The 23,190-nt window shown below is 39.5% G+C and carries 30 protein-coding genes and 1 pseudogene; 2 read left to right on the forward strand and 29 right to left on the reverse strand.

The window, feature by feature from the left end:
• Positions 1-3 precede the first annotated feature (3 nt).
• From flhB to flgB, 19 genes and pseudogenes are all read right to left on the reverse strand, one after another.
• Complete coding sequence (gene flhB, locus ACF3OH_RS10105) at positions 4-1,098, reverse strand: flagellar biosynthesis protein FlhB (RefSeq protein ID WP_392454445.1); 1,095 nt, start codon at positions 1,096-1,098, stop codon at positions 4-6.
• Between the two features lie 4 nt (positions 1,099-1,102).
• Positions 1,103-1,885, reverse strand: a complete 783-nt coding sequence (gene fliR, locus ACF3OH_RS10110) for a flagellar biosynthetic protein FliR (protein WP_204589602.1) — start codon at positions 1,883-1,885, stop codon at positions 1,103-1,105.
• A complete protein-coding gene (fliQ, locus tag ACF3OH_RS10115; RefSeq protein WP_204589603.1) occupies positions 1,882-2,151 on the reverse strand; it encodes a flagellar biosynthesis protein FliQ in 270 nt (89 codons plus the stop codon). The genes fliR and fliQ overlap by 4 nt, the downstream gene beginning before the upstream one ends.
• Positions 2,152-2,165: 14 nt before the next feature.
• Positions 2,166-2,846 (reverse strand): flagellar type III secretion system pore protein FliP, encoded by a 681-nt coding sequence (gene fliP / locus ACF3OH_RS10120; protein WP_338032434.1) that lies wholly within the window; start codon positions 2,844-2,846, stop codon positions 2,166-2,168.
• Entirely contained in the window at positions 2,846-3,391 is a 546-nt protein-coding gene (locus ACF3OH_RS10125) for a flagellar biosynthetic protein FliO (protein WP_204589605.1), read from the reverse strand. Before ACF3OH_RS10125 ends, fliP begins: the two co-directional genes overlap by 1 nt.
• 16 nt (positions 3,392-3,407) lie before the next feature.
• Positions 3,408-3,719 (reverse strand): annotated as a pseudogene (gene fliN, locus ACF3OH_RS10130) (flagellar motor switch protein FliN); the annotation flags it as partial.
• Positions 3,720-4,276: 557 nt separating this feature from the next.
• On the reverse strand, positions 4,277-5,167 hold the full coding sequence (locus ACF3OH_RS10135; RefSeq protein WP_392454448.1) for a flagellar motor switch protein FliM: 891 nt from the start codon (positions 5,165-5,167) through the stop codon (positions 4,277-4,279).
• Between the two features lie 18 nt (positions 5,168-5,185).
• On the reverse strand, positions 5,186-5,395 hold the full coding sequence (locus ACF3OH_RS10140; protein ID WP_204589607.1) for a flagellar FlbD family protein: 210 nt from the start codon (positions 5,393-5,395) through the stop codon (positions 5,186-5,188).
• A gap of 9 nt (positions 5,396-5,404) precedes the next feature.
• A complete protein-coding gene (locus ACF3OH_RS10145) occupies positions 5,405-6,223 on the reverse strand; it encodes a flagellar hook-basal body complex protein (RefSeq protein ID WP_204589608.1) in 819 nt (272 codons plus the stop codon).
• Between the two features lie 15 nt (positions 6,224-6,238).
• Positions 6,239-6,688, reverse strand: coding sequence for a flagellar hook capping FlgD N-terminal domain-containing protein (locus ACF3OH_RS10150; protein WP_392454450.1), 450 nt, complete (start codon positions 6,686-6,688; stop codon positions 6,239-6,241).
• Between the two features lie 12 nt (positions 6,689-6,700).
• Positions 6,701-7,912, reverse strand: coding sequence for a flagellar hook-length control protein FliK (locus tag ACF3OH_RS10155; protein WP_392454452.1), 1,212 nt, complete (start codon positions 7,910-7,912; stop codon positions 6,701-6,703).
• Positions 7,909-8,358: a flagellar FliJ family protein gene (locus ACF3OH_RS10160; RefSeq protein ID WP_392454454.1), complete on the reverse strand. Its 450-nt coding sequence runs from the start codon at positions 8,356-8,358 to the stop codon at positions 7,909-7,911. Before ACF3OH_RS10160 ends, ACF3OH_RS10155 begins: the two co-directional genes overlap by 4 nt.
• Before the next feature lie 2 nt (positions 8,359-8,360).
• Positions 8,361-9,680 (reverse strand): FliI/YscN family ATPase, encoded by a 1,320-nt coding sequence (locus ACF3OH_RS10165; protein WP_392454455.1) that lies wholly within the window; start codon positions 9,678-9,680, stop codon positions 8,361-8,363.
• Positions 9,649-10,389 carry a FliH/SctL family protein gene (locus ACF3OH_RS10170; RefSeq protein ID WP_392454457.1) on the reverse strand — a complete coding sequence of 247 codons (741 nt, stop codon included), beginning with the start codon at positions 10,387-10,389 and terminating at the stop codon, positions 9,649-9,651. Before ACF3OH_RS10170 ends, ACF3OH_RS10165 begins: the two co-directional genes overlap by 32 nt.
• Positions 10,382-11,404 carry a flagellar motor switch protein FliG gene (fliG, locus tag ACF3OH_RS10175; RefSeq protein ID WP_392454458.1) on the reverse strand — a complete coding sequence of 341 codons (1,023 nt, stop codon included), beginning with the start codon at positions 11,402-11,404 and terminating at the stop codon, positions 10,382-10,384. Before fliG ends, ACF3OH_RS10170 begins: the two co-directional genes overlap by 8 nt.
• 11 nt (positions 11,405-11,415) lie before the next feature.
• A complete protein-coding gene (gene fliF, locus ACF3OH_RS10180; protein WP_392454459.1) occupies positions 11,416-13,032 on the reverse strand; it encodes a flagellar basal-body MS-ring/collar protein FliF in 1,617 nt (538 codons plus the stop codon).
• Positions 13,033-13,056: 24 nt separating this feature from the next.
• Positions 13,057-13,356 carry a flagellar hook-basal body complex protein FliE gene (fliE, locus tag ACF3OH_RS10185; protein ID WP_204589616.1) on the reverse strand — a complete coding sequence of 100 codons (300 nt, stop codon included), beginning with the start codon at positions 13,354-13,356 and terminating at the stop codon, positions 13,057-13,059.
• Positions 13,357-13,368: 12 nt separating this feature from the next.
• Positions 13,369-13,806: a flagellar basal body rod protein FlgC gene (flgC, locus tag ACF3OH_RS10190; protein WP_204589617.1), complete on the reverse strand. Its 438-nt coding sequence runs from the start codon at positions 13,804-13,806 to the stop codon at positions 13,369-13,371.
• Between the two features lie 5 nt (positions 13,807-13,811).
• Positions 13,812-14,210, reverse strand: coding sequence for a flagellar basal body rod protein FlgB (gene flgB / locus ACF3OH_RS10195; RefSeq protein ID WP_392454461.1), 399 nt, complete (start codon positions 14,208-14,210; stop codon positions 13,812-13,814).
• A 250-nt stretch (positions 14,211-14,460) separates the two neighbouring features.
• On the opposite strand from flgB, the gene ACF3OH_RS10200 reads away from it, so the two are divergent.
• Both ACF3OH_RS10200 and ACF3OH_RS10205 read left to right on the forward strand, forming a co-directional pair.
• Entirely contained in the window at positions 14,461-15,285 is an 825-nt protein-coding gene (locus ACF3OH_RS10200) for a flagellar hook-basal body protein (protein ID WP_392454463.1), read from the forward strand.
• Positions 15,286-15,300: 15 nt separating this feature from the next.
• Complete coding sequence (locus ACF3OH_RS10205) at positions 15,301-16,128, forward strand: flagellar hook-basal body protein (RefSeq protein WP_392454464.1); 828 nt, start codon at positions 15,301-15,303, stop codon at positions 16,126-16,128.
• A 49-nt stretch (positions 16,129-16,177) separates the two neighbouring features.
• Here ACF3OH_RS10205 and ACF3OH_RS10210 read toward each other — a convergent pair whose 3' ends face one another.
• From ACF3OH_RS10210 to fliD, 10 genes are read right to left on the reverse strand one after another with little or no spacing between them, the layout of a single operon-like run.
• On the reverse strand, positions 16,178-16,981 hold the full coding sequence (locus ACF3OH_RS10210; protein ID WP_392454466.1) for a flagellin: 804 nt from the start codon (positions 16,979-16,981) through the stop codon (positions 16,178-16,180).
• A 15-nt stretch (positions 16,982-16,996) separates the two neighbouring features.
• A complete protein-coding gene (flgK, locus tag ACF3OH_RS10215) occupies positions 16,997-18,157 on the reverse strand; it encodes a flagellar hook-associated protein FlgK (protein ID WP_392454468.1) in 1,161 nt (386 codons plus the stop codon).
• A gap of 14 nt (positions 18,158-18,171) precedes the next feature.
• Positions 18,172-18,552 carry a hypothetical protein gene (locus ACF3OH_RS10220; RefSeq protein ID WP_392454470.1) on the reverse strand — a complete coding sequence of 127 codons (381 nt, stop codon included), beginning with the start codon at positions 18,550-18,552 and terminating at the stop codon, positions 18,172-18,174.
• The gene (flgM, locus tag ACF3OH_RS10225) at positions 18,549-18,833 is read right to left on the reverse strand and encodes a flagellar biosynthesis anti-sigma factor FlgM (protein ID WP_392454471.1); all 285 of its coding nucleotides are present in this window, start codon (positions 18,831-18,833) and stop codon (positions 18,549-18,551) included. Before flgM ends, ACF3OH_RS10220 begins: the two co-directional genes overlap by 4 nt.
• 53 nt (positions 18,834-18,886) lie before the next feature.
• Positions 18,887-19,303 (reverse strand): flagellar basal body-associated FliL family protein, encoded by a 417-nt coding sequence (locus ACF3OH_RS10230; RefSeq protein ID WP_392454473.1) that lies wholly within the window; start codon positions 19,301-19,303, stop codon positions 18,887-18,889.
• A 4-nt stretch (positions 19,304-19,307) separates the two neighbouring features.
• A complete protein-coding gene (locus tag ACF3OH_RS10235; RefSeq protein WP_392454475.1) occupies positions 19,308-20,144 on the reverse strand; it encodes a flagellar motor protein MotB in 837 nt (278 codons plus the stop codon).
• The gene (gene motA, locus ACF3OH_RS10240; RefSeq protein WP_392454477.1) at positions 20,125-20,928 is read right to left on the reverse strand and encodes a flagellar motor stator protein MotA; all 804 of its coding nucleotides are present in this window, start codon (positions 20,926-20,928) and stop codon (positions 20,125-20,127) included. The genes ACF3OH_RS10235 and motA overlap by 20 nt, the downstream gene beginning before the upstream one ends.
• Positions 20,929-20,944: 16 nt before the next feature.
• Positions 20,945-21,316, reverse strand: a complete 372-nt coding sequence (gene fliS, locus ACF3OH_RS10245; RefSeq protein WP_392454479.1) for a flagellar export chaperone FliS — start codon at positions 21,314-21,316, stop codon at positions 20,945-20,947.
• A 15-nt stretch (positions 21,317-21,331) separates the two neighbouring features.
• Positions 21,332-21,691: a hypothetical protein gene (locus ACF3OH_RS10250; protein ID WP_392454481.1), complete on the reverse strand. Its 360-nt coding sequence runs from the start codon at positions 21,689-21,691 to the stop codon at positions 21,332-21,334.
• A gap of 1 nt (position 21,692) precedes the next feature.
• On the reverse strand, positions 21,693-23,186 hold the full coding sequence (gene fliD, locus ACF3OH_RS10255) for a flagellar filament capping protein FliD (protein ID WP_392454482.1): 1,494 nt from the start codon (positions 23,184-23,186) through the stop codon (positions 21,693-21,695).
• Between the last annotated feature and the right edge of the window lie 4 nt (positions 23,187-23,190).

The following is a 23,190-nucleotide window of genomic DNA, read 5'->3' on the forward strand; positions in this document are numbered from 1 at the left end:
TGGTCAATTCCCTCCTTTTAATCGTCCGTTGATGCGGTATACGTACGCTAAGATTTCTGCAACCGCTCCAAATAACTCTTCTGGAACCGGGTCACCGATATCTGTCTGATCATACAGTGCACGCGCAAGCGGTTTGTTCTCAACAATGGTGACACGAAACTCTTTAGCCTTCTCACGAAGTTTTAACGCTTGAAAATCCATTCCCATAGCAATAACAGTTGGGGCTTCCATCGTCTTATCATCATAAGCAAGCGCTACAGCGAAATGAGTCGGGTTTGTAATCAAGACGTCTGCTCGTGGAAGGTCTTGAATCATACGGTTCAAACTCATTTGTCGCTGTTTTTCTTTAACCTTTGATTTAATCAACGGATCCCCTTCTGTCTTTTTAAACTCATCTTTTAAATCTTGTTTTGACATACGAATCTGCTTTTCAAATTCATATTTCTGATACATATAGTCAGCAACTGCAAGAACGACTAATATGATAGCCACCGTCACGAACAACTGAAAAGTCATTTGCCCAATTGCCGCTGTCGATTGCCGAATCGGAAGATGAGACAGTCCCATCAATGTATCCCGATTGGTCCATAATATAATCCCTGCTGCTGTGGCGATAACGACTACCTTCAAAATCGACTTCACTAGCTCGACCAGAGCACGTAATGAAAAAATACGTTTGGCACCACTAATTGGATTGATACGACTTAGTTTTGCAAACACAGCCTCTGGAGCAAATAGAAATCCAATTTGAACAAATGTGCCGCCAATGCCAAAAATAATGGCAATAACAAATAGTGGTGTTGCTAAGATGACCATTTCAATTAGCAGTTGATTCACAAGCTCAGGTAAGTTTTGAATAGTTATTGTCGTGAGCAATAGGTCTTGATAAACAAACTGAAATAACGCTAAAATCCTCTCTAAGTACCAGCCACCCAGTAAGTAAAGTGCGAGGGCACTCCCAAACAAGATAAAGGCTGAAGGAACTTCTTGTGACTTTGCAACTTCCCCTTTCTTTCGGGATTCAAGTCGCTTTTGTGGTGTCGCTTTTTCTGTCTTTTCACCTGCAAAATATTGAAGGTCTAAGCGTAGATGTGTCATTGAGTTACCCTCCCAAAATACGCATCAAATCATTCATCAACACGCCTATCCGTTCAACAATTCTTTGGAGTAGAAAGAAAAAAGAAGGCATCAGAATAAGTAATAAGATAAAACCGACACCTATTTTCAAAGGAAAACCAACTGCAAAGATATTCATTTGTGGCACCGTTTTAGCAAGCAATCCAAGTGCAGCATCCACCAAAAATAAGGATCCGACAATCGGTAACGCAAGCTGGAATGCAATGACAAACATCGCGGCAAAAACCGTAACAAAGAATTCTGAAAGATCTGCTGCAGAAAACAACCAATTTCGTGTGCCCACAGGGACAAGAGCTACACTGTGTAACATTCCATTTATCAATAAATGATGGCCATTGATAGCTAGCAGAAATAAAATTGCTAATATGTATTTAAACTGGCCGATTATAGGGACTTGAGATCCCGTTTGAGGATCTATTACATTTGCGAGTGCAAAGCCCATCTGAAAATCAATAAATGCCCCTGCAACTTGCACCATATATAAAATCATGGCAGCTAAAAAACCTAGACTCAGCCCAATGACCAATTCCTTGAAGATTAATACCGTGTAATAGCCATCCAGTTTAAACGGCTCTGTAGTAGGTACAACTGTAGTCGTAAGTAACGCTAGGAAAACCGCAAGACCAATCTTAAGTTGAGTCGGTATGTTTCGTTGCGAAAAAATCGGTGCAATTAAAAAAAATGCACTCATCCGAATCAACACGAGTAGGAAATAGGGAAAACTAGCAATTGCTTCGTCCCACGTCATCCGATCAACATCGGCAGTTCTCGGAATAGATTGCGTGTAAAGTCAACAATCGTCGTCAACATCCACGGTCCGAACAACACAAGAGATAAAAACACTGCGAGAATTTTTGGAATAAATGAGAGTGTCTGCTCTTGGATTTGCGTCATAGCTTGAAAAATACTAACTAGCAAACCAACTCCAAGTGCCACGAGCAAGAGAGGAGCAGAGAGCATGATGACTGTATAGACCGACTGTTCGGCAAGTTTGATTACTGCATCTGGCGTCATAAAACCTCTCCTCTCTAGAAACTCATGAGTAGCGACTCGACAATTAAGTTCCAGCCATCTACCAAGATGAATAATAAGATTTTGAATGGCAATGAAATCATAACTGGAGGAAGCATCATCATCCCCATCGCCATTAATGTACTTGCTACGACCATATCAATAATTAGAAATGGAATGAAAATAATAAATCCAATTTGAAAGGCTGTCTTCAGCTCACTAATTGCAAATGCAGGAATGAGCGAGGTCAATGGAATCTCATCAACCGAGTTTGGTTTATCAAGCCCTTGGTAACTATAAAATAAAGCAAGGTCTTTCTCACGTGTATGTTTCGCCATGAACTCCTTCATTGGGCTTGCTGCACGATCTAAGGCTTCTTGTTGTGTAATTTCTTCCTCAAGATAGGGCTGCAGTGCCGTGTCATTGATTTCTGTCAGTACAGGGCTCATTACAAAGAATGTTAAGAACAAAGCGAGACCAACTAACACTTGATTTGGTGGCATGCTCTGCGTTCCTAGACCCGTTCGCACAAAGGACAATACAATGATGATTCGTGTAAAGCTTGTAAGCATAATTAAAATCGCAGGTGCTAAAGACAAGATGGTGAGCAGCAACAACAGCTGTAAAGTCGTTGAAACGTCTCCTGTTGCTTCTGTTCCCACTGAGATTCCAGGTATGGAGATAGACAAAAGTGATATCACGTCTTGTCACCTCGTGTCATCCATTCTTCTTTTTTCTCAAGAAGTCGTTTACGCTGATTTTCTAAGCTTGTTTGAAACACTTGTTGAAAGGGTGTTCTATGTATGTTTTCTTTGTTCGAAAGCACTAATTTTTGCTTTTGTTGTTCATCCGTGATTTCCGTCAATAGCGTAACGTTTTCCCCGACACCAACGATTAAAACTTGATCTCCCACCTGAACAACTTGGACTGATTTCTGTTGTCCGACAGAACTTGCCCCTAGGACTCGAATCACTTGACTAGCAGGTAGAGCATTTTGTCGAGCAGCTAAAAACTTAATCAACCCATAAATCAATCCAACAATCAATAGTGTGTAAAGAACCAATGAGCCAAGTACTGAAAATAAGCTTCGCTCTTCGATTTCAGTAGTCACTGTTGACTGTTCTTCGGAAGATGGATTTTTTTGTATGGATTCAAATACAGAAGGATCGGATGCTGCTTCTACTGAATAACCAGTTAGCCCAAAGAAAACTAAGGTCAACATAATCATGATGCGTATGTTCAACTTCAGTACCCCATTCCTAGCGAAGCTTGGCAAGGCGATCTGCTTGGCTACTGATGTCCGTCACACGAATTCCAAATTGTTCATCGATGACCACCACTTCTCCAACAGCAATCAATTTTTGGTTGACCAAAATATCAACTGGTTCTCCAGCTAATTTATCTAGTTCGATAATTGACCCTTGCGAAATTTCCAATATTTCTTTTACTGTTTTACGCGTTCTTCCAAGTTCAACAGTGACATTCAGTGGGATATCCAGAAGCATATCCAAATTCGTTTTATTCTCACCAGTCGGTTTAACTTGCTCAAAGGAAGAGAATTGCGCTCGTTGAATGCTGGGTTCATTGTTTTGAGGAGGTTGCTCTGACATATGCGATTCTCCTTTCGATTGATTATTTGGTGAAGAAGTAGCTAGGTACGGCCACATTATTCTAAATACTACATAATTTGAGTTATATTCAGCTTCAAACTTTGCTTCAATCCATTTAGAAGTATCTCCTATCAAATGCCACTCAACCGTAGAATGATCCTGAAGAGTATCTTGGCTAATCACTGTGAATTGCCCAAAAGGTTTGGAGAAGAGTTCAGAAAATCTACTTGTTTCGAGAGGGAACTTTTCATCTATTGGAATCACTAGTAGTAATGGTGAAGCATTTTCATTTTCAAGGCGGATTAATTGATTCCTTGCTGGAACTACAAGATGTGGCTTATCGATGATACCTAGTTCAATCAGTTGTAGGGTTATCTCATATCCTTCACTATGGAAGGCTTCTTCACATAAAGGAATATTTACTTTCAATGTATTTTCAAACTTCTCCATTGATTCATCTACCGGAACCAGAGCCAACAGTTGATTCAATTCTTCAGGTGTCAGTTCTTCAAAATTTGTCATCTGATATCCTCCTGTTCCACTATTTGAATAGCTCGTTTTCCTCGATGTAGTCCAACCTGTCCTCTATAAACAACTTTTTGATCGATGTATACAGGGATGAAATCGTCAATAGCTGTAGATAATCTTAGGGTATCACCAGTTTGCAATGACAAAAGGTCTTTTACATCCAACGTACATTCACCTAAAACAGCCTGTAAGGTTAAATCTGTGTCATAGACGCCACTTTGTAGTAGCTCTCGAGATGCAAGTGTTGATTCATCATTTTGAGAGACAGGAGATTCAGAAAGAGACAGATAAGGTACCAATTCTTCAAGTGCCGTCACTGGGATAACCAATTCCACTGATTCCTCAAGTGCACCAATCTGAATTAAAGACTCTACAATCATGACACGCTCGCGCAAATGAATTGGAAAATTAAAGTCTTGAGCCAACTCAATACGTTCAAGCTTTGCTGAAATTGGGGTTAAAAATAAAAAAGATTCTGCATAGAGTTGCAACCATTCTTCTGCTAATGGTCCAATTAATACTCGGTCAATTTCTGTCAATGGTTTCTCTTCTATGGGCACCTCATGTCCACCGAGCAAAAATTCTGTACAGGCATGGATTAATCGATTAGAGACAATTAGTTGAAATTCTCCCTTTAGTGGTGGAAAGGTGGCCGTTATAACAATTGCCAAAGGGCTTAAATTTTGCGTGAAATCCTCATAGCTTTCTTGGCGAATTGAACCAGGAAAACCTGTAGTAAACTTATCTAGTCGAAGGCTCAATTGATTTCCGAGCTGTCGTGATACCTTCTCACTAACTCGCAGGAAGGAACGGACATGTCCTGGTGAGAGCTTACTAGCCCTTCTGAAATCATAGCTGATAGGCTCTTGACGTTGTTTCATCACGACAACTCCTTTCCATTAATTTGAAGACTTATGTTGTGCAGAAAATAATCCTATTTGTTGATAAAATGCCGTTACGCGATTCACAACATCTTGTTTTGACTCCAGTACATGAAGAGTTTTACCCGTAGTAAATGTGATGTATGTGTCAGGAGTCTCTTCAATCCGCTCAATTAACAACGCATTGATTGTCAACGGTGTACGATTTAATTTTGTGACCTCAATCATAATTTCACCCTATCGCTTTAAGTTTACGAGTTCTTGCAGGATTTCATCTGACGTAGTAATCATCTTCGAGTTCGCTTGGAATCCGCGCTGTGCAATAATCATTTCAGTAAATTCTTCTGTTAACTCGACGTTTGACATCTCAAGCATTCCCGATTGGATTTTAGAAACGTTTTCTTCTTCAACTCCAAAATTGATAGTTCCATTTGGACCTGCAGCAGTTGTCATCTCATAAAGTGACCCACCAACTTTTCGAAGACCTGCTGGATTCGCCGGAGCAAAAATTGCGATTTGTTGTCCAGCTAAGGCTTCTTCATTCCCTGTGTTTTTGTTCATTCCATATACTTGCCCATCGTCTTTAATTGCAAACGAGCTATACTCTTCAGGATTAATTCGAATTTTCTCTTGGTTTTTATTTAGTAAATAATGTCCTTGAGAAGTTCTAAGCGACCCGAACTCATCCACTACAAAGTTTCCTGTGCGAGTTAAATAATAACTTTGATTAACAGTAGGATTGTCAAATGCATCTGTTAGCGGATCTCCAACAATAAAGAATCCTTCTCCCATAATGGCAAGGTCTGTTCCAACTCCTGTCATCATTCCTGACCCTGGGTTATGGTTTTGTTGAATACTAGCTGCTGATGACCCTAGTCCAACCTGTGCTGGGTTTACGCCAACGCTTGATACTGTTTGACTTAACATATCTTGAAACACGACAGAACTTTTCTTAAATCCTACTGTATTGACATTGGCGATATTGTTCCCGATTACATCTAGCTTAGTTTGAAAACCTTTCATTCCTGAAACACCTGAATACATTGAACGAATCATACGTCATTTCCCCTTTTATGTAGTAGTGTCCGTGATAGGAGCGGCTTGAAGTAGTGTAACTGTGGACAAATCAATGCGTGCATCGCTTTCTACCAATGTTGCATAGAACTTTCCTTCATCTTTGACAATAGACTGAACGACGCCACTTTCAACTTGAGAAGTGTCGGCATTTTTCCATGAAATCTGTTTGCCAATCATCTCTGCATAGTCCGCCATAGTCCCACCAGACATTTTTTCTGTATAAGATGTCATGGTTTTATTTAACGCAGTTAGCTGCTCTAAGCTTGTGAATTGTGCCATCTGAGCAATAAATTCAGCGTCTTTCATTGGCTCGAGAGGATTCTGATTACGTAACTGGGCAATCAAAATTTTCATAAAAGCATCTTGCCCTAACCCTTGAGCACCACTAGTTTTTGTGTCTGTTGCTTGGTAAGTCGTTGTCCCGTTTACCGTCGTAATATTCATCTCGTCACCCCCTTACACGCTATAATCAATTCCGGATGATTCTTCATGATGTGATGTTTTCGTGTTGTCTACTTCTTCACGATGAACTAGTGATTGTTCCTGACCCGTTGATGATTCCCTCTGGTGAGAATTTTGTTTGGTAAATTCTTTTTCTGAACGCCAATCAATATCAATACTTTCGACTAAAACTCCTTGATCGAAAAGTGCTTGTCTTAGTTGAGGTAACTGGTGTTCAATTGCTTCCTTTGCATGTAGTGATGAGGCAGCTAACTGCACGCGCACTGCCCCCTCTTCAACGGACACCAATAAATCAATATGTCCAAGGTGTTCAGGGAAGACTTGAATTCTAAGAGAACTCACCGAAGTAATTGAATCTCGAATTGGTGACATTAGGAATCTTGTTAGCTCTGTTCGCAGCGGTTCAAACTCTTTCGACTGAACAGACGACTTTCCGCTAAGTCTTTCAACCAGTTTTGTAGATTCAGGAGACAATACTAGTGAAATATCTTTCTTACTTTCTACCAAATGCTCCGGATTACTATCACCAAGTGAAGTTGGCTCTTCAAAAATTTCTGAGCTTTCACTGATTGCATGCTTACTCACAAGTTCTTGCTGTGAGCTTATTTTAAAATCATCAGGTGCTACAGTCTTCTTAGGAGGAAATGGAATGCCAGCTACTTCTTTTAGAATGCCTGAAAGCGGTTGACCATTTACTCGTTCAAGTGTTGACTGCATTTCACTGCCTGGGTCTTCGATTTTAAATAAACCCTCACTATCCACCAACGAATCCGCTCTACTTTTTGGTAACATTATAGGAATTGACTTAAAGTCATCTTCAACTGCACCTAATGCTTTTGGAATTGGATTTTTCGGCAATGTTATGAGCCCTTTGGGTAGCCAAGGCATAGTTTGAATGGGCATTGATATCGCTTGTTGACGACTTTCATATAAGGGAGTTTCGAGTAAAGGTCGCTCCTCTATAGTGGGTAAATCTTCTAACAGTTCGGCAACTTCTGTATGAACTTCCCTACTCACTTTCACTGAAAGAGTAGATTTGATTTCATCATCTAAAATTTCATTCTTCAATTCCTCAAGAACCCCCTCATTTTGTTGAAGAGCTTCGAATAATTGATGAAATGGACTAGATGGTGTGCAAGAAGTTTTCAAACTCACTATTTTGGGTTCAGATGTAGAAAACATGAATTCCGTTTGCAGAACTTTCATTTCATTCCTCCAGATAGTTGAAAACGAGTTGTTGTAAGTTCATCTAAAGCTTTCTGTTCAAGTTGTTTTTGATGTTCACTATGCGTGGCGTATGCATTTTCTTTAAGACGGTCCCACTTTTTTGTTTCCTGAGAAACGGTGAGAAGCCTTTCTTCTTTTAAAACTAATTGATTTTTTAGCTGGTCAGAACTATTTTGAGTAACTTTTAGTTTATTAGAAACGTAAAGCTGATAAGCTTCATAATTTTGAAGCTCTTGTACACGAATGCCTATTAACTGTTTTTGCTCTTTTTCGTTGTAAAGCGTGTGCAAGTCTTCAATAATTTCTTGTTTACTTAATTCGACTGCTGAAAGTTGAATACGTGCTTCATGTACTTCAAGTTCAACTGCCTTTTGTTGAACTTCTCTTATATCTACAATTCTTTGATACTTATAGGAAAAAGTCACAATCAATTCCCTCCAAATTGTAAAATTAAGTTATCCACCGTTTCATTGAAAGCAGATGGTTGATGCCGATCTTGTAATAGAAATTCTTTAATTGATGGATAAAGAGCTATAGCATCATCTAATTCAGGCTGTCCACCAGGCTTATATGCACCAATGGCTAGCAAATCTTCCGCCTCTTGATAAATAGATAAAAACCTCTTTAATTTTTGAGCAGACAATTGGTGCGATTTGTCGGTAATTTCATCCATTAAACGACTCACACTCGCTGTCACATCTATTGCAGGAAATAATCCTTTTTGAGCAATTTTTCTACTTAAGATGATATGTCCATCTAAAATTCCACGCACAGCATCTGCGATCGGTTCATTGAAATCATCCCCATCAACCAAAACTGTATAAATTGCTGTGATTGTTCCGTTCTCTGCCGTTCCTGACCTCTCAAGTAATTGAGGCAGTTTTGTAAAAACACTTGGTGTATATCCTTTTGTTGTGGGTGGCTCTCCAATTGCCAATCCAAGCTCCCTCTGTGCCATAGCAAATCGCGTAACGCTATCCATTAACAATAATACTTGGTGGCCTTGATCCCGAAAATATTCTGCAATGGCTGTTGCAGTTTGGGCTCCTTTTATCCTATGAAGTGGAGATTGATCGGACGTTACTGCAACCACAACTGATTTTTCTCGCATCTCTTTACTTAAATCACGTTCAATAAATTCACGAACTTCTCGTCCTCGCTCACCGATTAGGCCAATAATAATAACTTCAGCTTCTGTTTGCCGAGCTATCATACCTAGCAGTGTGCTTTTGCCTACTCCACTTCCTGCAAAAAGACCAATGCGTTGACCTTTACCAACTGTTAATAATCCATCTATCGCCTTTACACCTAACTCTAAAGGTTTATCTATTCTAGGTCGTGTGAGTGGAGAAGGAGGCATTCTGTCAGTCTGTGTATAAACCAAACCTGCCATTGAATGTGAGCTTTCTAGGGGCCTTCCAAAACCATCAATAACGGCCCCTAAAAGCCCTCGTCCCACAGGTATTTCGAGTGTTCGATGTGTCGACACTACAAGGGAACCTGGACCAATTTGAGATAAGTCACCGTATGGCATGAGCATCAATCGATTTTCTCGAAAACCTACAACTTCTGCTTCGACAGGTTTTGCAAATTCGCTCGGATAGATGAGACAAACCTCACCTATAGTGGCATGTGGACCAAATGACTCCACAGTCAAACCTATTACCTGGACGACTTTGCCTTGCTTTGTTGTGGGTTGAATGGACTGTAATGCATCAAGATAGCGTGTTGGATTCCAAGTACTCATAGGCATTCTCCTCACTTAGTTTCACTAAATGATTTTTTATCTCCGCTAATTGGCTATCGATTCGTGCATCATAACGGCTCGCTTGCGTATGAATAATGACGTCTCCACTCGATAATTCCTTCACTGGTAGAATTACTAGTGGCGTGAACGGTGGAAGAATACTTTCTATTTCCTCTCTTTGTAATTGGATAGTATTAAAATCTTCCAATGAAACATGTATTGTAATCTCTTGCGTATCTTCAACTCTTTGTAGATGTTGTTTCACTACGTGTACAACATTCGAAGAAGATGCACTCAGATAATTCGCAACGAGTTTATTTGAAACCGATAGAGCAAGTTCAATAAGTTGCCGCTCAGCACTAACAATGTAGCGTTTTCTTTCACTTAAAATCGTTCTTTGAAGCTCAGCTAAGTTATTCACTTGTTCTTTTAGAAGTGTGTCTGCATTTTGCTTAGCTTGATTCATCCCAGAGGCAAACCCTTCTTCCCAAGCACTTTTTTTAATCTGTTCACATTGCTCTTCCGCTTCACGCAACGCTTCAGCGAGTATCCGTTTTTTTTCTTCCTCTAATGATTCAAGAAACTCTTGTCTTTCTTTATCCACGCTAATTGTTTGATCAAGTGGAGAAGTAGCGCTTTGGTTCTGCCATGGAACAGGGATTGGACGAGAAAGTTCTGGGGTAGAAGGTAGTCGAATGAAGTTAGCCAATGACTTCCTCTCCTTCAGGTCTTGTAATCGTGATTTCTCCACTCTGCTCCAATTGTCGTACAATCGCTACAATGGCTCCTTGAGCTTCTTCTACTTCTTTTAACTTTATTGGCCCAGTCATTTCTAATTCCTCAAGAACAGTTTCTGCCCGTCGAGTTGAAATAGATTTTAGTAATACTTCACGAATCTCTTCTTCAGTAACTTTTAATGCTTTAATAAGATCTTCATCTTGAACATTTTGCATAACACGTTGAAGAGACCTGGCATCTAAGAGTGGTATATTTTCAAATATGAACATCTTCTGACGTATTTTTGTGACTAAGAGTGGATCTTGTACCTCCAGGCTTTCAAGAATTGATCGCTCAGTAGCGCGATCCACTTGATTTAGCATTGTCACAATTGAATCCACACCATCATAATCTCTCATCTTGTCTAGGCTAGTTGTGGATAATTTCGCTTCAATTACACGTTCAATTTCTTCAATAATTTCATATGCTGGGGGTGTCAGTGTTGCAACACGCTTTGCAACCTCAGAACGCTTTGGATTATCTAGTAAAGATAAAATCGCTGACGCTTTTAGAGTTTCTAGTTGAGATAACACTACTGCAATTGTCTGAGGATGCTCGTCCCGTAGTGCTACGAAAAGACTATGTGTATCAACCGTTCGCGCAAATTGGAAAGGTTTTGGTCGCGATTTAGTCGTAATTCGTGTAATAACTTCTTTTGCCTTCTCACTACCAAGTGCTTTCTCTAAAACTTCGTGAGCGTAGTCTATTCCGCCCTCGTCCATATAGTCTTGAGCTATCATAATTTCATAGAATTCATCAATCACATGTCGTGTTTGACTACTTCTCAAATGTCGAACTTTAGCAATTTCAATGGATAGTAAATCAATCTCTGCTTCAGAAAGATGTTTAAATATTTCAGCAGATGAGTCTGGCCCTAATCCGACCATTAAGATAGCAGCCTTCTGAATTCCTTTTAATTGTTTGGTCGTTGGCGATGGTGTGGCCATAAAATCACTCCCTACTTATCTGTCATCCATGCTCTTAATAATTTCGCAAAGTCTTCTGGTTGTGTAGTTGCCAGTTTTTCAATCATGTCACGCTTCGGATTCACACGTGTTTCCACTGCCAACTCTTCAGCAACTTTTGTTTCAAGCTGTACTAAAGCCTCTTGTTCCATTTCATCAAAGAACTCTTCCTCTTTACGTTTGCGTATACGAGCTATAACAATGAACGCCACAACAACTAATGCAAATAATAAAACGCCACCTACGATAAATACATAAGGATTTTGTAGAAGTCTAGATAGAGTGAGTGGGTTTTCCTCCACTGCAACCTCTTGTTTTCCTAAGAACTCAGTTGCAAAAACTGTCACACGCTCGTCTACATTAAGTTCTTCTGGTGGTATTTCGTTTAGGCTTAGAGAGGCTGCTACCACATTAGAAACAATCCCTCGAACTTCACCTACAAGTTCCGGTGAAAGACTTGTAGGGTCATTCGCAATCGGTGGTTCTATGCCCACATTGATTGTTAAATCGTCGATGATATATGGATTTTTTTCAATTTGTCTTTGAATGCGATTAATTTCACGATTGATTCGTTCTTCTGTTCTTTCAGAATCACTTATTTCCGCACCGTCAACTCCTGGAAAATTAGGAATTTCCCCTTCCCCAGTACCTGTTGCATCCTCATCGAGTCCTGATTCGCCTGTGTAAGACTCCACAATGCGTTCAACACTTATATCTAAACCTTCATTTGTTTCTTCAATAGGAGCTTGTACTAAATTTTCTTCTCTTCTCTCCGTTGTAAAATCTACACTTGCAGTTACAGAGACAATCACTTTGTCTTGTCCCATTAGCATACTGAGCATTTGTTGAATTTCACGTTGGATATCTGTTTCAATACCTTTTCGTACTTCCCTTTGCTGCTGATAAATAGATAAGGTTGTATTCGCTTGCCCCTCATTTTGAACTTCATAGACTTGTCCATTTTGATCCATAATCACAATTTCTTCAGCAGGAAGGTTTGGAACACTTTTGCTAATTAAGTGGTAGAGACCATTCACTTGGCTCTGCTCTAAATAAAAACCAGGGCTACTACGTAATACTACAGATGCACTAGCGGTCTTCGTCTCTTCAGTAATCCAAATTGACTCTTTTGGAAGCGTAATCATTACATTTGCATCTTGTACACCATCAATTTGTCTTATAAGTGTAGAGATTTCTGTTTGCATGGCATCTCGCTCAACTACATCAAAATGGCGATCTGTCATTCCCATGCCCATATTTTCACTGAAGATACTGTAATTTACACTACCATTTCTAGGAATCCCTTCAGCAGCAAGAGCTAATTTTAATTCATTCACTTGTTCGCGAGGAACACTTAATGAAGTCCCATCAGCTGCTACCTCTACTTGAATCCCTCTTTGTTCGATTGCAGCTTTCACTTCTCCAGCCTCAGCAGGAGTCAAATTATTATAAAGTACTGTCATGGATGTTCTTGTTAGAAAAAATAACACGACCGATAAAAGTAATAAGGAGATTAAAAATGTGATGATTCCTAACTTTTTCGTTCTCGGAGGAATCGCATTCCAACTTTCTCGTGCCTTTAGTTGAATTTGTGCAAATTGTTCTTTCATATGTATGTCACGACCTACCTTTGTCTAGACTTGCATTCTCATCACTTCTTGATAGGCCTCTACCATTTTGTTTCGGACTTGCATTGTAAGGTCCAATGAAAGACTGGCTTTTTGAGCAGCTATCATTACTTCATGAACATTCTCAACTCGGCCACTAATTAGGCCTGCTGTCATCTGATCCGAAACTTTTTGTGCCTGATCTACCTGTTGAATGGATTGTTGCAAGAAAGCTTGAAAACCAGCACCAGCGATTTTCGCTTCTGCTGGTTTAAAAAAAGTTGGATTTAAAAATGTGGTTTCAGTGGTCCCTGTTAGTGGATTCATTTATGTATCTCCTCATTTGCCAATTTCTAAGGCTTTCATAAACATACTTTTAGAAGCATTAAACGCTGTAACGTTTGCCTCATATGAGCGAGTGGCAGACATTAAATCTACCATTTCTTTTAATGGATCAACATTTGGTAAAAGTACATATCCCGCTTCATTTGCCTCTGGATGTTCTGGATCAAAGATTTGTTGGAATGGACTCTCATCATTTTTTATTCGATCGACAGTCACACCTGTTGTAACCGACCTCCCATTGAGGGCAGTTGAAAACTGCTGATGAAAACTTTGTAATTCAACAATTTTTCTTCTATACGGTACCCATTCTCCATCTACAATACTGCCTCTAGTCGTTTCCGCATTTGCAATATTCGAGGATACAACATCCATTCGCAAGCGATTTACTGTTAATCCCGATGCACTTGCATTCATACCACTAAATAAGCTCAACTAATTCACTTCCCATCATTTATCACAGATCGCAGACTTGAAAACTTCCCATTAATCCGTTCTGTCAGCGCGTTATACCACAATTGATTTTTCGCAATTTCAGCCATTTCAACATCGATATCGACATTATTTCCGTTAGGTTGTCGCTGTGTACTTTGATTTATCTCTACTTTCAAACCATTCGCTAGTTCATTTGAGAAAGAGAGGTGGTGAGAGTTTGTTCGAATTGCTGTTAATTGATTTGATTGAAGGTGTTGATCTAGATTAGTCTTAAATGACACTTTTTGTGCTTTGTAATTAGGTGTATCGACATTGGCAATATTAGAGGCATGGGTTTTTTGTTTTAATGCAGCAGTATGTATTCCATGCTCCAATTGACTGACTATAGGTGAAAAAAGGTTCATTCAAATCGATCCTTTCTACGCTTTTTTAGATAAAGTCCTATTTTTGTAATTCTATGTTGTCGATTTTTAATTTATTTGTAACATTGCAAGATGAATAGTAACATAAATAATTTAAAATTAGTTTAGGACTATTATCACAAAAATTAGATTCATGTGAAAAAAAAGCCTATTTTTGCAGATTATTTGTGCTATTATTTGGTCTATAGAGTTCGAAAATTGTAAATGTATAGGATTATGGAGGGGATTGAGTATGTTTCGAGGTTTGTATGCCGCTACTTCCGGTATGATGGCTTATAATCGACAACAACAAATATTGACAAATAATTTGTCGAATGCTGTTACCCCAGGATTCAAGAGTGATATCACGACCTTTCGAACTTTCCCGCAACAATTGGTAGAAAAAGTGGGCGGTCCAAATTCAAATACGAATTATGCGGGAACGTTGAGTGTTGGCACTTATGCCCAAGAGGCTATCCCACAATTTACGCAAGGTATTTTAAAACAAACTGCAAATACTACAGATTTTGCATTACAAAGTTCTTTTCTTCCTCAGGATCCCCAGACAAATCAAAGGGGAACTCTTGTATTTCAAGTGCAAACTGCAAATAATGAAATTCGCTATACCCAAAATGGTCAGTTCGTCGTTGATCAAACTGGGGTTTTAAGAACAGCAGCAGGTGATCGAGTTTTAAATCGAGCTGGAGAGCAGATTCAATTATCGTCATTAGATTTTAAAGTGGACGATCAGGGTTTGCTAGAAATCGATGGAGTTATTTCTGACTCTCTTTGGATTGGATACGCTTCAGACCCTCTTTCTTTTGTCAAAGAAGGATCTGGTCTACTGCGTTATGAAGGGGCCGCTGAAAATGCGCCAGTACTGGCTAGCACTTCAGCAATCGCTGGCACAGGAAGTCCGTTAGTGTCACAAGGATTTCTTGAACAATCCAACGTGGACATGACACGAATTATGACGGATATGCTGAAAACATATCGAGGATTCGAATCGAATCAAAAAGTAATACAAGCATATGATCAAAGCATGCAAAAAGCAGTGACGGAAATCGGACGTGTATAAGGGAGCTAGCAGACAATGATTCAATTACATACTGCAACGTCATCGTTAAAACAACTTACTCAAAAAATGGATACGATTGCACATAATATGTCGAACCTAGATACAACAGCATACAAACGACAAGATGTACTCTTCTCTGATGCGCTAACAAGTGCCATGACTATGCAAGCAGGTCGGTATGAGACTGGGCGTGCTACTCCAAATGGTCTTCGTTTAGGTAATGGCGTTGTACATATGGGAACAACTACATTAAGTGAACAGGGTAGTATTAAGACTACGAATCGTCAATATGACATCGCTTTAATGCAGAAGAATACATTTTTCAGTGTAGGCGCTGGAGATACTTCTTATTATTCTCGAAGCGGAAATCTAGATGTCGCTTTCAATCCACAAGACGGATTTAACTACTTAGTAACAGGCTCAGGTGATCGTTTACTTGATATATCAGGGCAACCTATGCGGTTTGATGAAGATTTAGATTCCCTTCAAATCACAGATCAAGGGCAAGTAATAGCGAGGTTTAAGAATCAAGCAAAGCCAGCTGTTACCTATACTCTTGAACTAACGCAAATTGACCGTCCTTCTACTATCGTTGAGAATGGCCCGAATCGTTACTCATTTATAGGAAATTTACAGCAGATGACGGCTGATGGAAGTTTTACTCGTCTAAATGGGAATGCTCGTGCAGGATTAGTCACACAAGGCGCTCTAGAACAATCCAATGTTGACATGACTTCGGAAACAACGGAAATGATTGCAACGCAACGCTTGATACAATCTACTAGTCGCGCAATCTCATTTGCAGATGATATGCGGGGTCTTATCAATACAATAAATAAATAAATAAAATAAGCCGAATTGCAAGTAAGCAATTCGGCCTTTTTATTTGATGTTATTTTAAATAATCCACTAGTGATGCCGAGTACAAACGACTTGTTGCTGCTAATCCTGCTTGGTAAGTAGCTTCTTCACTCTTCAGACGTGTTAGCACTTCCGCCATATCGACACCTTCAATGGATGAAAGTTTTTTCGTTTGTTCAAGTTTCGTATCTTCTAAACGATTTTGAATAGATTCCAGACGATTTTTCCTGGCGCCTGCCACTGCTAAAACGTCTGTGATTTGGTCAGTTGCAGCTTTCAATGCATCAAGATCAATATACTGATTAGAAGATAAATTACTTTTCATATCAGCAAGCGTAGTAAATAAATCTCCAATTGCATTATCTATTGGTAAAGTCACCTCTAATGATGTTCCCTTCGCCACTTGAATGACCTTTGGCTGATCTTTCGAAAACAAAGCTTCGCCGTTTACTTCAAAGTTTACAATAGACTGTAGTTCAGTTGTGAGCTCAGTCAATTCATTGTTTATAATATCTCGCTCACCTTCAAACAAAGCATCATTGTTTGCTTGAACACCTAGTTCGTTGATACGTTGCATAATACCCGACATGGATTGAAGTTTATTATCGACTTCATCTAGAAAGAGTTCCGCTTGGCCTTGATTTTTTTTATACTGCTCTAAATCAGCAAGCTGATGCTTCAATTTCATCGATTGGACAGTTTCACCAGGTGCATCTGAGGGACGCTGACTCTTTTTCCCACTTGAAGCTTGTGCAAAGGTTTCCGTCATTCTCACCATATTCTGTTCAATACGCTGTGTTGATTGGTTATGTAACATTTGATGACTTATTCTCATGCTAAATACTCCTCACTATACGCCCATTCGATTAATAATCGTATCAAGAAGCTGATCGGTTGTTGAGACTAATCGAGCCGCTGCATTATAGGCATGTTGATACTTTATCAAGTTAGACATTTCTTCATCTAGAGAAACACCCATAACCGATTGACGATCTTGTTCTGTTCCATTTTTTGCAAGAATCGCAGTATCTCGTGCACGATTTAAGCTATTTGTTCTTGTTCCAAGTTCGCCGATAATTCCTTGCCATAGTTGATGATGCTTCTCTTTTTGCTCTTCTATCCTAGTTGAACTTTGACTAGAAAGTGGATTTGATGCTGCTGTAAAGCTAACATTTAATTCTTGTAAATTGTTTTTAAATGCAGCGATAGTTTCTTTTACTTTATTAATTCCTGCTAGTGCTCCAGAATCAATTTGGGTAGTAGGGGTAAGTGTGCTGAGAACCTCTTTGCCAGCAATCAATCCAGTCCCATTTTGCAGTTGGAGTGAAATCATTCCTTTTTCATCAGGAGTTACTCGAAGTCCAACTAATCCAGATAATTGATCAATCAATCGATCTCGTTGATCCATCGCATCGTTATCTTTACCTCCTGAACGATAAATCACATCATTTAACCCAGAAATTGAGATGAGTAAAGAATTTGCTTGCTCCCGTGTAACAACTTCCTGTTCATTTAATCTTGATTCAATTGTGTTTATTTCATTTTCTAGATGTGTTGCAGTTTCTACAAAACTTTTAAATCGCTCATTCAGTACTGCCTTAGAACCTGAGTCATTGGGATTTGTAATGACAGTCTCCCAGGCATCCCAAACATCTTGCATGGCTTTTTGCATGTTTCCATCACTTGAGCCTTGCATTAGCTTTTCAAGCTCACCTAATGCGGATGCTTGCATTGATAAGTCCCCCGCCTGTGCAGATTGCCCCCAGAACTTACTATCAAGAAATTGATCACGTAATCTAGTGATGGAATCCGTTAATACACCAGTGCCTAATTGGCCATTAGGTGATTGAGTAGTGAAAACTTGGGTAGGCGTCGAAGAAGTAGCACCTACACTTTGTCTAGAATAGCCAGGACTAGCAGCGTTCGTCATATTGTGACCCGTTGTATTTAATTGTGTTTGGGCAGTCGTAATGCCACGCTTTCCAACTTCAAGTCCGTGAAACGTAGACATCTTTTGTCCTCCTACTAGGCTTTAAAATCAAATGCAACTGAACGTCCTGGAGTTGCTTGATTGCCTGGTTGATACGATTGGGATTCATTCTGTTCTGTAATTTGTCCAAGTAAATACTGGGTAAATTGCAGTGCATCTTCTAATAATTGCTGATTAGTTTTTAACTGCTCTCGAAGCTGTTTCTGAAAACGTTGCATTTCTACTATTACTTCATCTGGCTGAGGAAGAATTTGCTGTTTTTCTAGTGTAGAAAGTTCTTTAAGAATAGTAAGTTCTTGTTTATTTAAGGTTTCTAACCTCTCTAATTCTCTTGTGGTTATCGCCTGTTCTTTTTCAACGGCTAATTCTACTAATTGTTTCATAAGAACAAGTAATTGATTTCCTACATCACTCATTTTGATTCTCCTTGTTTTCCAAACCAAAAATTACTTATATCTGTAGCAATCTTCTTTGTGTCGATTTTGTAGGTGCCCTCTTCAATTTGTTGTTTAATCAGAGTAACCTTTTCTTGTCGAACAGCTGCCTGCGAAACTTTATGAAACATCTCCTGTGCTTGGCTAGAAATCTGAACGTGATCTTCACCAGTTGTCGCCAAGGTCGGTTTTACTTGCTGAACTTTTTGCGCCTTATTATATGATTGAACTTGGGGAAAATTCCCGGTTTTCTCTACATTCATTTCCTTCACCACCTTACTTAAAGTATCGGCTGATTCACCAGTTTGTTTAGCTTTTATTGTACTTTAAATTCTGTCACCATGACACGAACAACTTTTTCACTTGGTATAATCTCTTGCACGGCTTCTTTCATCCGGCTCTCAAGTGTTTCAAGCCCTTGCTCTCCCTGCACTTCTTGTCTCTCGAGACTTGTCATAGTAGAGATAACTGCGGCTCGCACTTCAGGAGCATAGTTATCCAATACTTCCCTACCTTCAACTTTGTCTAATTCAATCGCGAACTGAACTACCGCAAACTCATTAGAAGCAAGGTTTGTTGTTATTGTGTCAGTCAAAAAACGCTTTAGCGCGATTTCTTCAATTTCTTTTGCTGCTTTTGCTTCAACTTGCTTCTCTTGATAGAAGCCATATCCAAAGTATCCACCAATAGGCAGGGCTAATGCGATTAGAACTACTAGTATTATTTTTTTCATTATTCTACTCCCCTGCAGTTTGCTCTACAAATCGAGAAATTACAATTTCTACTCTGCGATTTTCATTTCGTCCAGCTTCTGTATCATTTGAAGCAATTGGTCGGTATTCTCCATACCCTGTAGCACTAAAGAGTCTAGGATCTAAGTCTTTATTTTCCAAAACAATTTTCATGAAATTAATGGCACGAGCTGAACTTAATTCCCAGTTCGTTGCATATTGCCTTTTGTCTGTTGGAATATTATCAGTGTGTCCTTCAATGTACACAGTACGAGGAACTTCCGACTCAAACATTTGCGATAGCTCTCTAGCAATTGTCGCAGCAGGGGAACTTAAATCCGCACTACCCGATTCGAATAATATTCCTTCTCCAATCTTCACAATCAATCCTCTATCATCGATTTCAGTTGTAAGAGGTGGGTTTAAGTCTGCTTCATCCGCAAAATTAAGCAGCGCTTGTTCCATCTCTTCTAGTTCTTGCTGATCTTGTATAGCCGAGAACAAATCTTCTCCTTCTAGCTCCGTATCAGAAGTTCTACCCGCACCGGGCTCAGTTTCTGTATCATCTTCTATAGCTTCCTCATCAACGATAGAAGGAATCTCAGAGGACGTTCCATCATCTTCTGAATCAGTTGGTGAATTCGAATCTAAAATCCCAGTTCCTCCACTAAGTTCACTAGCAAATGACTCTGCAACTGCTTCAAACTTCTTCGCATCGATTTGACTTGAAGCAAAGAGAACAATAAATAGGGCAAGTAGGAGAGTTAAAATATCTGCGTAAGGAATGAGCCAAGATTCATCTATATGTTCGTCATGCTTTTTCTTACGCTTCAACTTCTTCACCTACTTTTGCCTTCCGTTCAACGGTTAAATCACGCTCTTTAGATGGCAAGTAAGTTTTCAGTTTTTCTTCTACAACGCGTGCAGGCAAACCCTCTTGAACTGCAAGTATACCTTCTATCATGATTTGTTTAATCTGAGCTTCTTTTGCTGTCTTCTGCTTTAGTTTATTTGCAAATGGATGCCACATGACATAACCAGAGAAAATACCGAACAGGGTTGCAATAAATGCTGCTGAAATAGACTTTCCTAATAACGCTACATCTTCTAGGTGACTCAGCGCTGCAACAAGTCCGATAACCGCTCCTAGTACACCGAGTGTTGGCGCGTATGTACCAGCCTGAGTAAAGATTTTAGCCCCAACTGCATGACGTTCTTCCATCGCCGCGATGTCTTCTTCAAGTAAATCTCGTATCATATCTTGCGACTCTCCATCGACTACCATACGAAGGCCTCGCTTCAAGAACTCATCGTCAGTCTCCTCACTTGCATTCTCAAGGGCTAAAAGACCTTCACGACGGGCTATAACAGTCCATTGAGAAAATAGTGGAATTAATTCTCTTACAGAGTATGTAGAGGATTCTTTAAAAATAATTCCGAACAATTTCGGGATTTTTTTGAATTCATCCATGGGAAATGCAATTAAAATACAAGCAAGTGTCCCAGCAAATATGATGACAAGCGCTGCTCCATTCAATAAAACTGCAGGACTTGAACCTTTCAATATCAATCCACCGACTAAGACAACAAAGGCAAATATAAAACCAAACCATGATGTGCGATCCATTGCTGACACCTCTTTCTTAAACGGTAACTGTTCCAGTCATCATTGTTTTCCATGTATCTCGTAATTCGCGCACTAAGTCTTCTGCGAGCGCTAGAGTCTCTTGATTATTCGTCGTATTCGCTTCTATCAACTTTTCGTTTATAAACATATACAATACATCTAAATCTTTAGAGATTGGAATATCCATATCCAATGTGATTCGAAACTGTGTAATAATAGCCTGTGCCTTTACTAGATGAATATGTTTTTGCTCAATATTCTTTTCTTCTAGTGCACGTGAGGCTAATTTTATAAATTTTAAACATCCGTTATAAAGCATTAACGTTAATTCTTGTGGTGAGGCTGTTTGAACAGCGTTGGTTTGATAAATCTGAGAAGCATTATACACGCTGGCTTCCTCCTTTTAATTTCTACTATCTATATAAGACCCATGGTGATCAGGTGCAGGACGATATGCTTGAGATACTCGCTTTTTTGAACGAATCATCTGGACATTCGTTTGCATCATTCCAAAAATAGTCGTCATTTTTCCTTGAACTACTTTATCAAGTTCAACTAACTCCTGTTGTTTTAGAATTGCTCTTTCCTCGGGATGAAGTTGAGAGAGTTCGTTTAAAATTAATTGACGCTGTTCCAATAATTCATCGATTCTTCCTATCCCACTTTCGTCAACAACATCTGAAGGCGTCGTATCAAGCATAGAATCACAGAGCGTGTTAAGCTCCCACGTAAGGGTGACAAGTCGCTCTATTTGATGCATCATCTTAGAAACCACCCATCATATTTTGTTGTATCCAACTACTTTGTTGATTCATCTGATTCATTGCGCGTTCCATTGCTGAGAACTGCTTCCAATAGCGCTCTTCTATACCTACCAGACGATCTTGCCAGACACGAATTTGAGTGTCCATCGTTTTTAAACGCTGAGTGAGAATACTGTTATCTGTAGTTGAAGTTGGAGAGCCTGCCCGAGAACTCAATTTTCGAATTGAATCATTTACTTCTTTATACACACGCTCAGCTACACCTGTAGCGCCTGTTTTTGCAGTGAACAATTGCATCACTTCTTCAGGTTTTTCAGCTAGTGCTGCTCTTAGCTTTGTTTCATCTATATTGAGTTTTCCACCTTCTCGGAAATTACCTGTAGTGATTCCGATAGAAGATAAAGTAGTTAGACTACCTGCCGGAAGCCCAGCTACAGGATCTGCAAATGCGCGTCGAAGTTTGGTAAGCGTATCCCGTAAAATAGGATCTGCTCGTAACAGGCCACTTTTTGCTTTTTCATCCCAAAGCTTTGCTTCTGTCTCTGTAAGGTCTCTTCTTTGTTCATCCGTTAAAGGTGGGAAATCACGGTATTTCGTTTCCGACACTTGTTTCTCAAATTTCTCAATCATTTCATTGTAAGCAGTGATAGCTTTTTTAATTGCTTGGAAAGGAGCTTCTGTATCAGTAGAAACAGTAATCGTTGAGTTACCTATAGCTTTTAGTTCGATTGCCACTCCATTTATAGTAGCTGTATTTGTCGAGAGATTTGTGACTGGAATTCCATCATACGTGAAACTACCATTTGTAGCCTTTCCAACATTTGAGGATGAGCTTGTTGCTGTATTGATAGATGAAATTGATTCTCCTGTAATCCGTTCTCCTAATTCCGTACTACTAAATTCTAGGGAAAAGTTCTGTGCCTCTCCCATTCCTTTCGTTGAAATAAAGAAACGTGAAGTAGTCGTATCAAATCCTGCACGAAGTTCTGTAGTCTTTCCTGAAGTAGTAGATTGAAGTCTTGAAGCGACATCTGCCATTGTCATCGTTTCGGTTACTTCAATTGGATCCCCTACTGCATTACCAGCTGCATCTTTAATAACGATGGTTCCTGCTGTCCCAATTTGAGAAGTAGAGAGCGTCTTTGTTCCATCGGCTTGTTTTAAGTCTGTGGCACTATGTAGTTTTGCTCCTTGAGCTAAGGATTGAACAGTGACTTGATAGCTTCCTGCAACTGCACCACTCGATGCTTTTGCGGTTGCAGAAGTCCCAGTTGTGGTAGCACTAAATGCATTAAACGCACTACTAAAGCGAAGTCCTTCAAAAGTAGACCTGAAACTTGCTAGTGCTAAGTTCGTTTCACGATAGGCATCTTTTTTCCATTCGGTCCAAATTTTTGTTTGATTTAATTTATCGAGCGGCAATTTTTCAGCCGTCATCATTTCTTTCACCATATAATCAATATCCATGCCGGACCCTAAACCAGTTATACGCATGTAA

Source organism: Chryseomicrobium aureum, from assembly GCF_043182735.1.
Taxonomy (GTDB): Bacteria; Bacillota; Bacilli; order Bacillales_A; family Planococcaceae; genus Chryseomicrobium; species Chryseomicrobium aureum.

Bases quoted from the DNA above. Each gene is read 5' to 3' on its own strand.
- ACF3OH_RS10155 (WP_392454452.1), bottom strand. From the start codon at position 7,912: ATGAAAGTTCTGCAAACGGAATTCATGTTTTCTACATCTGAACCCAAA.
- flgK (WP_392454468.1), bottom strand. From the start codon at position 18,157: ATGTCTACGTTTCACGGACTTGAAGTTGGAAAGCGTGGCATTACGACT.
- fliG (WP_392454458.1), bottom strand. From the start codon at position 11,404: ATGGCCACACCATCGCCAACGACCAAACAATTAAAAGGAATTCAGAAG.
- ACF3OH_RS10135 (WP_392454448.1), bottom strand. From the start codon at position 5,167: ATGAAACAACGTCAAGAGCCTATCAGCTATGATTTCAGAAGGGCTAGT.
- ACF3OH_RS10165 (WP_392454455.1), bottom strand. From the start codon at position 9,680: ATGAGTACTTGGAATCCAACACGCTATCTTGATGCATTACAGTCCATT.
- ACF3OH_RS10205 (WP_392454464.1), top strand. From the start codon at position 15,301: ATGATTCAATTACATACTGCAACGTCATCGTTAAAACAACTTACTCAA.
- ACF3OH_RS10200 (WP_392454463.1), top strand. From the start codon at position 14,461: ATGTTTCGAGGTTTGTATGCCGCTACTTCCGGTATGATGGCTTATAAT.
- ACF3OH_RS10210 (WP_392454466.1), bottom strand. From the start codon at position 16,981: ATGAGAATAAGTCATCAAATGTTACATAACCAATCAACACAGCGTATT.
- fliD (WP_392454482.1), bottom strand. From the start codon at position 23,186: ATGCGTATAACTGGTTTAGGGTCCGGCATGGATATTGATTATATGGTG.
- flhB (WP_392454445.1), bottom strand. From the start codon at position 1,098: ATGACACATCTACGCTTAGACCTTCAATATTTTGCAGGTGAAAAGACA.
- ACF3OH_RS10250 (WP_392454481.1), bottom strand. From the start codon at position 21,691: ATGATGCATCAAATAGAGCGACTTGTCACCCTTACGTGGGAGCTTAAC.
- fliF (WP_392454459.1), bottom strand. From the start codon at position 13,032: ATGAAAGAACAATTTGCACAAATTCAACTAAAGGCACGAGAAAGTTGG.
- fliQ (WP_204589603.1), bottom strand. From the start codon at position 2,151: ATGACGCCAGATGCAGTAATCAAACTTGCCGAACAGTCGGTCTATACA.
- ACF3OH_RS10145 (WP_204589608.1), bottom strand. From the start codon at position 6,223: ATGATTCGTTCAATGTATTCAGGTGTTTCAGGAATGAAAGGTTTTCAA.
- ACF3OH_RS10230 (WP_392454473.1), bottom strand. From the start codon at position 19,303: ATGAAAAAAATAATACTAGTAGTTCTAATCGCATTAGCCCTGCCTATT.
- flgB (WP_392454461.1), bottom strand. From the start codon at position 14,210: ATGAACCTTTTTTCACCTATAGTCAGTCAATTGGAGCATGGAATACAT.
- ACF3OH_RS10140 (WP_204589607.1), bottom strand. From the start codon at position 5,395: ATGATTGAGGTCACAAAATTAAATCGTACACCGTTGACAATCAATGCG.
- motA (WP_392454477.1), bottom strand. From the start codon at position 20,928: ATGGATCGCACATCATGGTTTGGTTTTATATTTGCCTTTGTTGTCTTA.
- ACF3OH_RS10150 (WP_392454450.1), bottom strand. From the start codon at position 6,688: ATGAATATTACGACGGTAAACGGGACAACGACTTACCAAGCAACAGAC.
- fliE (WP_204589616.1), bottom strand. From the start codon at position 13,356: ATGAATCCACTAACAGGGACCACTGAAACCACATTTTTAAATCCAACT.
- fliR (WP_204589602.1), bottom strand. From the start codon at position 1,885: ATGACGTGGGACGAAGCAATTGCTAGTTTTCCCTATTTCCTACTCGTG.
- flgM (WP_392454471.1), bottom strand. From the start codon at position 18,833: ATGAATGTAGAGAAAACCGGGAATTTTCCCCAAGTTCAATCATATAAT.
- ACF3OH_RS10220 (WP_392454470.1), bottom strand. From the start codon at position 18,552: ATGAGTGATGTAGGAAATCAATTACTTGTTCTTATGAAACAATTAGTA.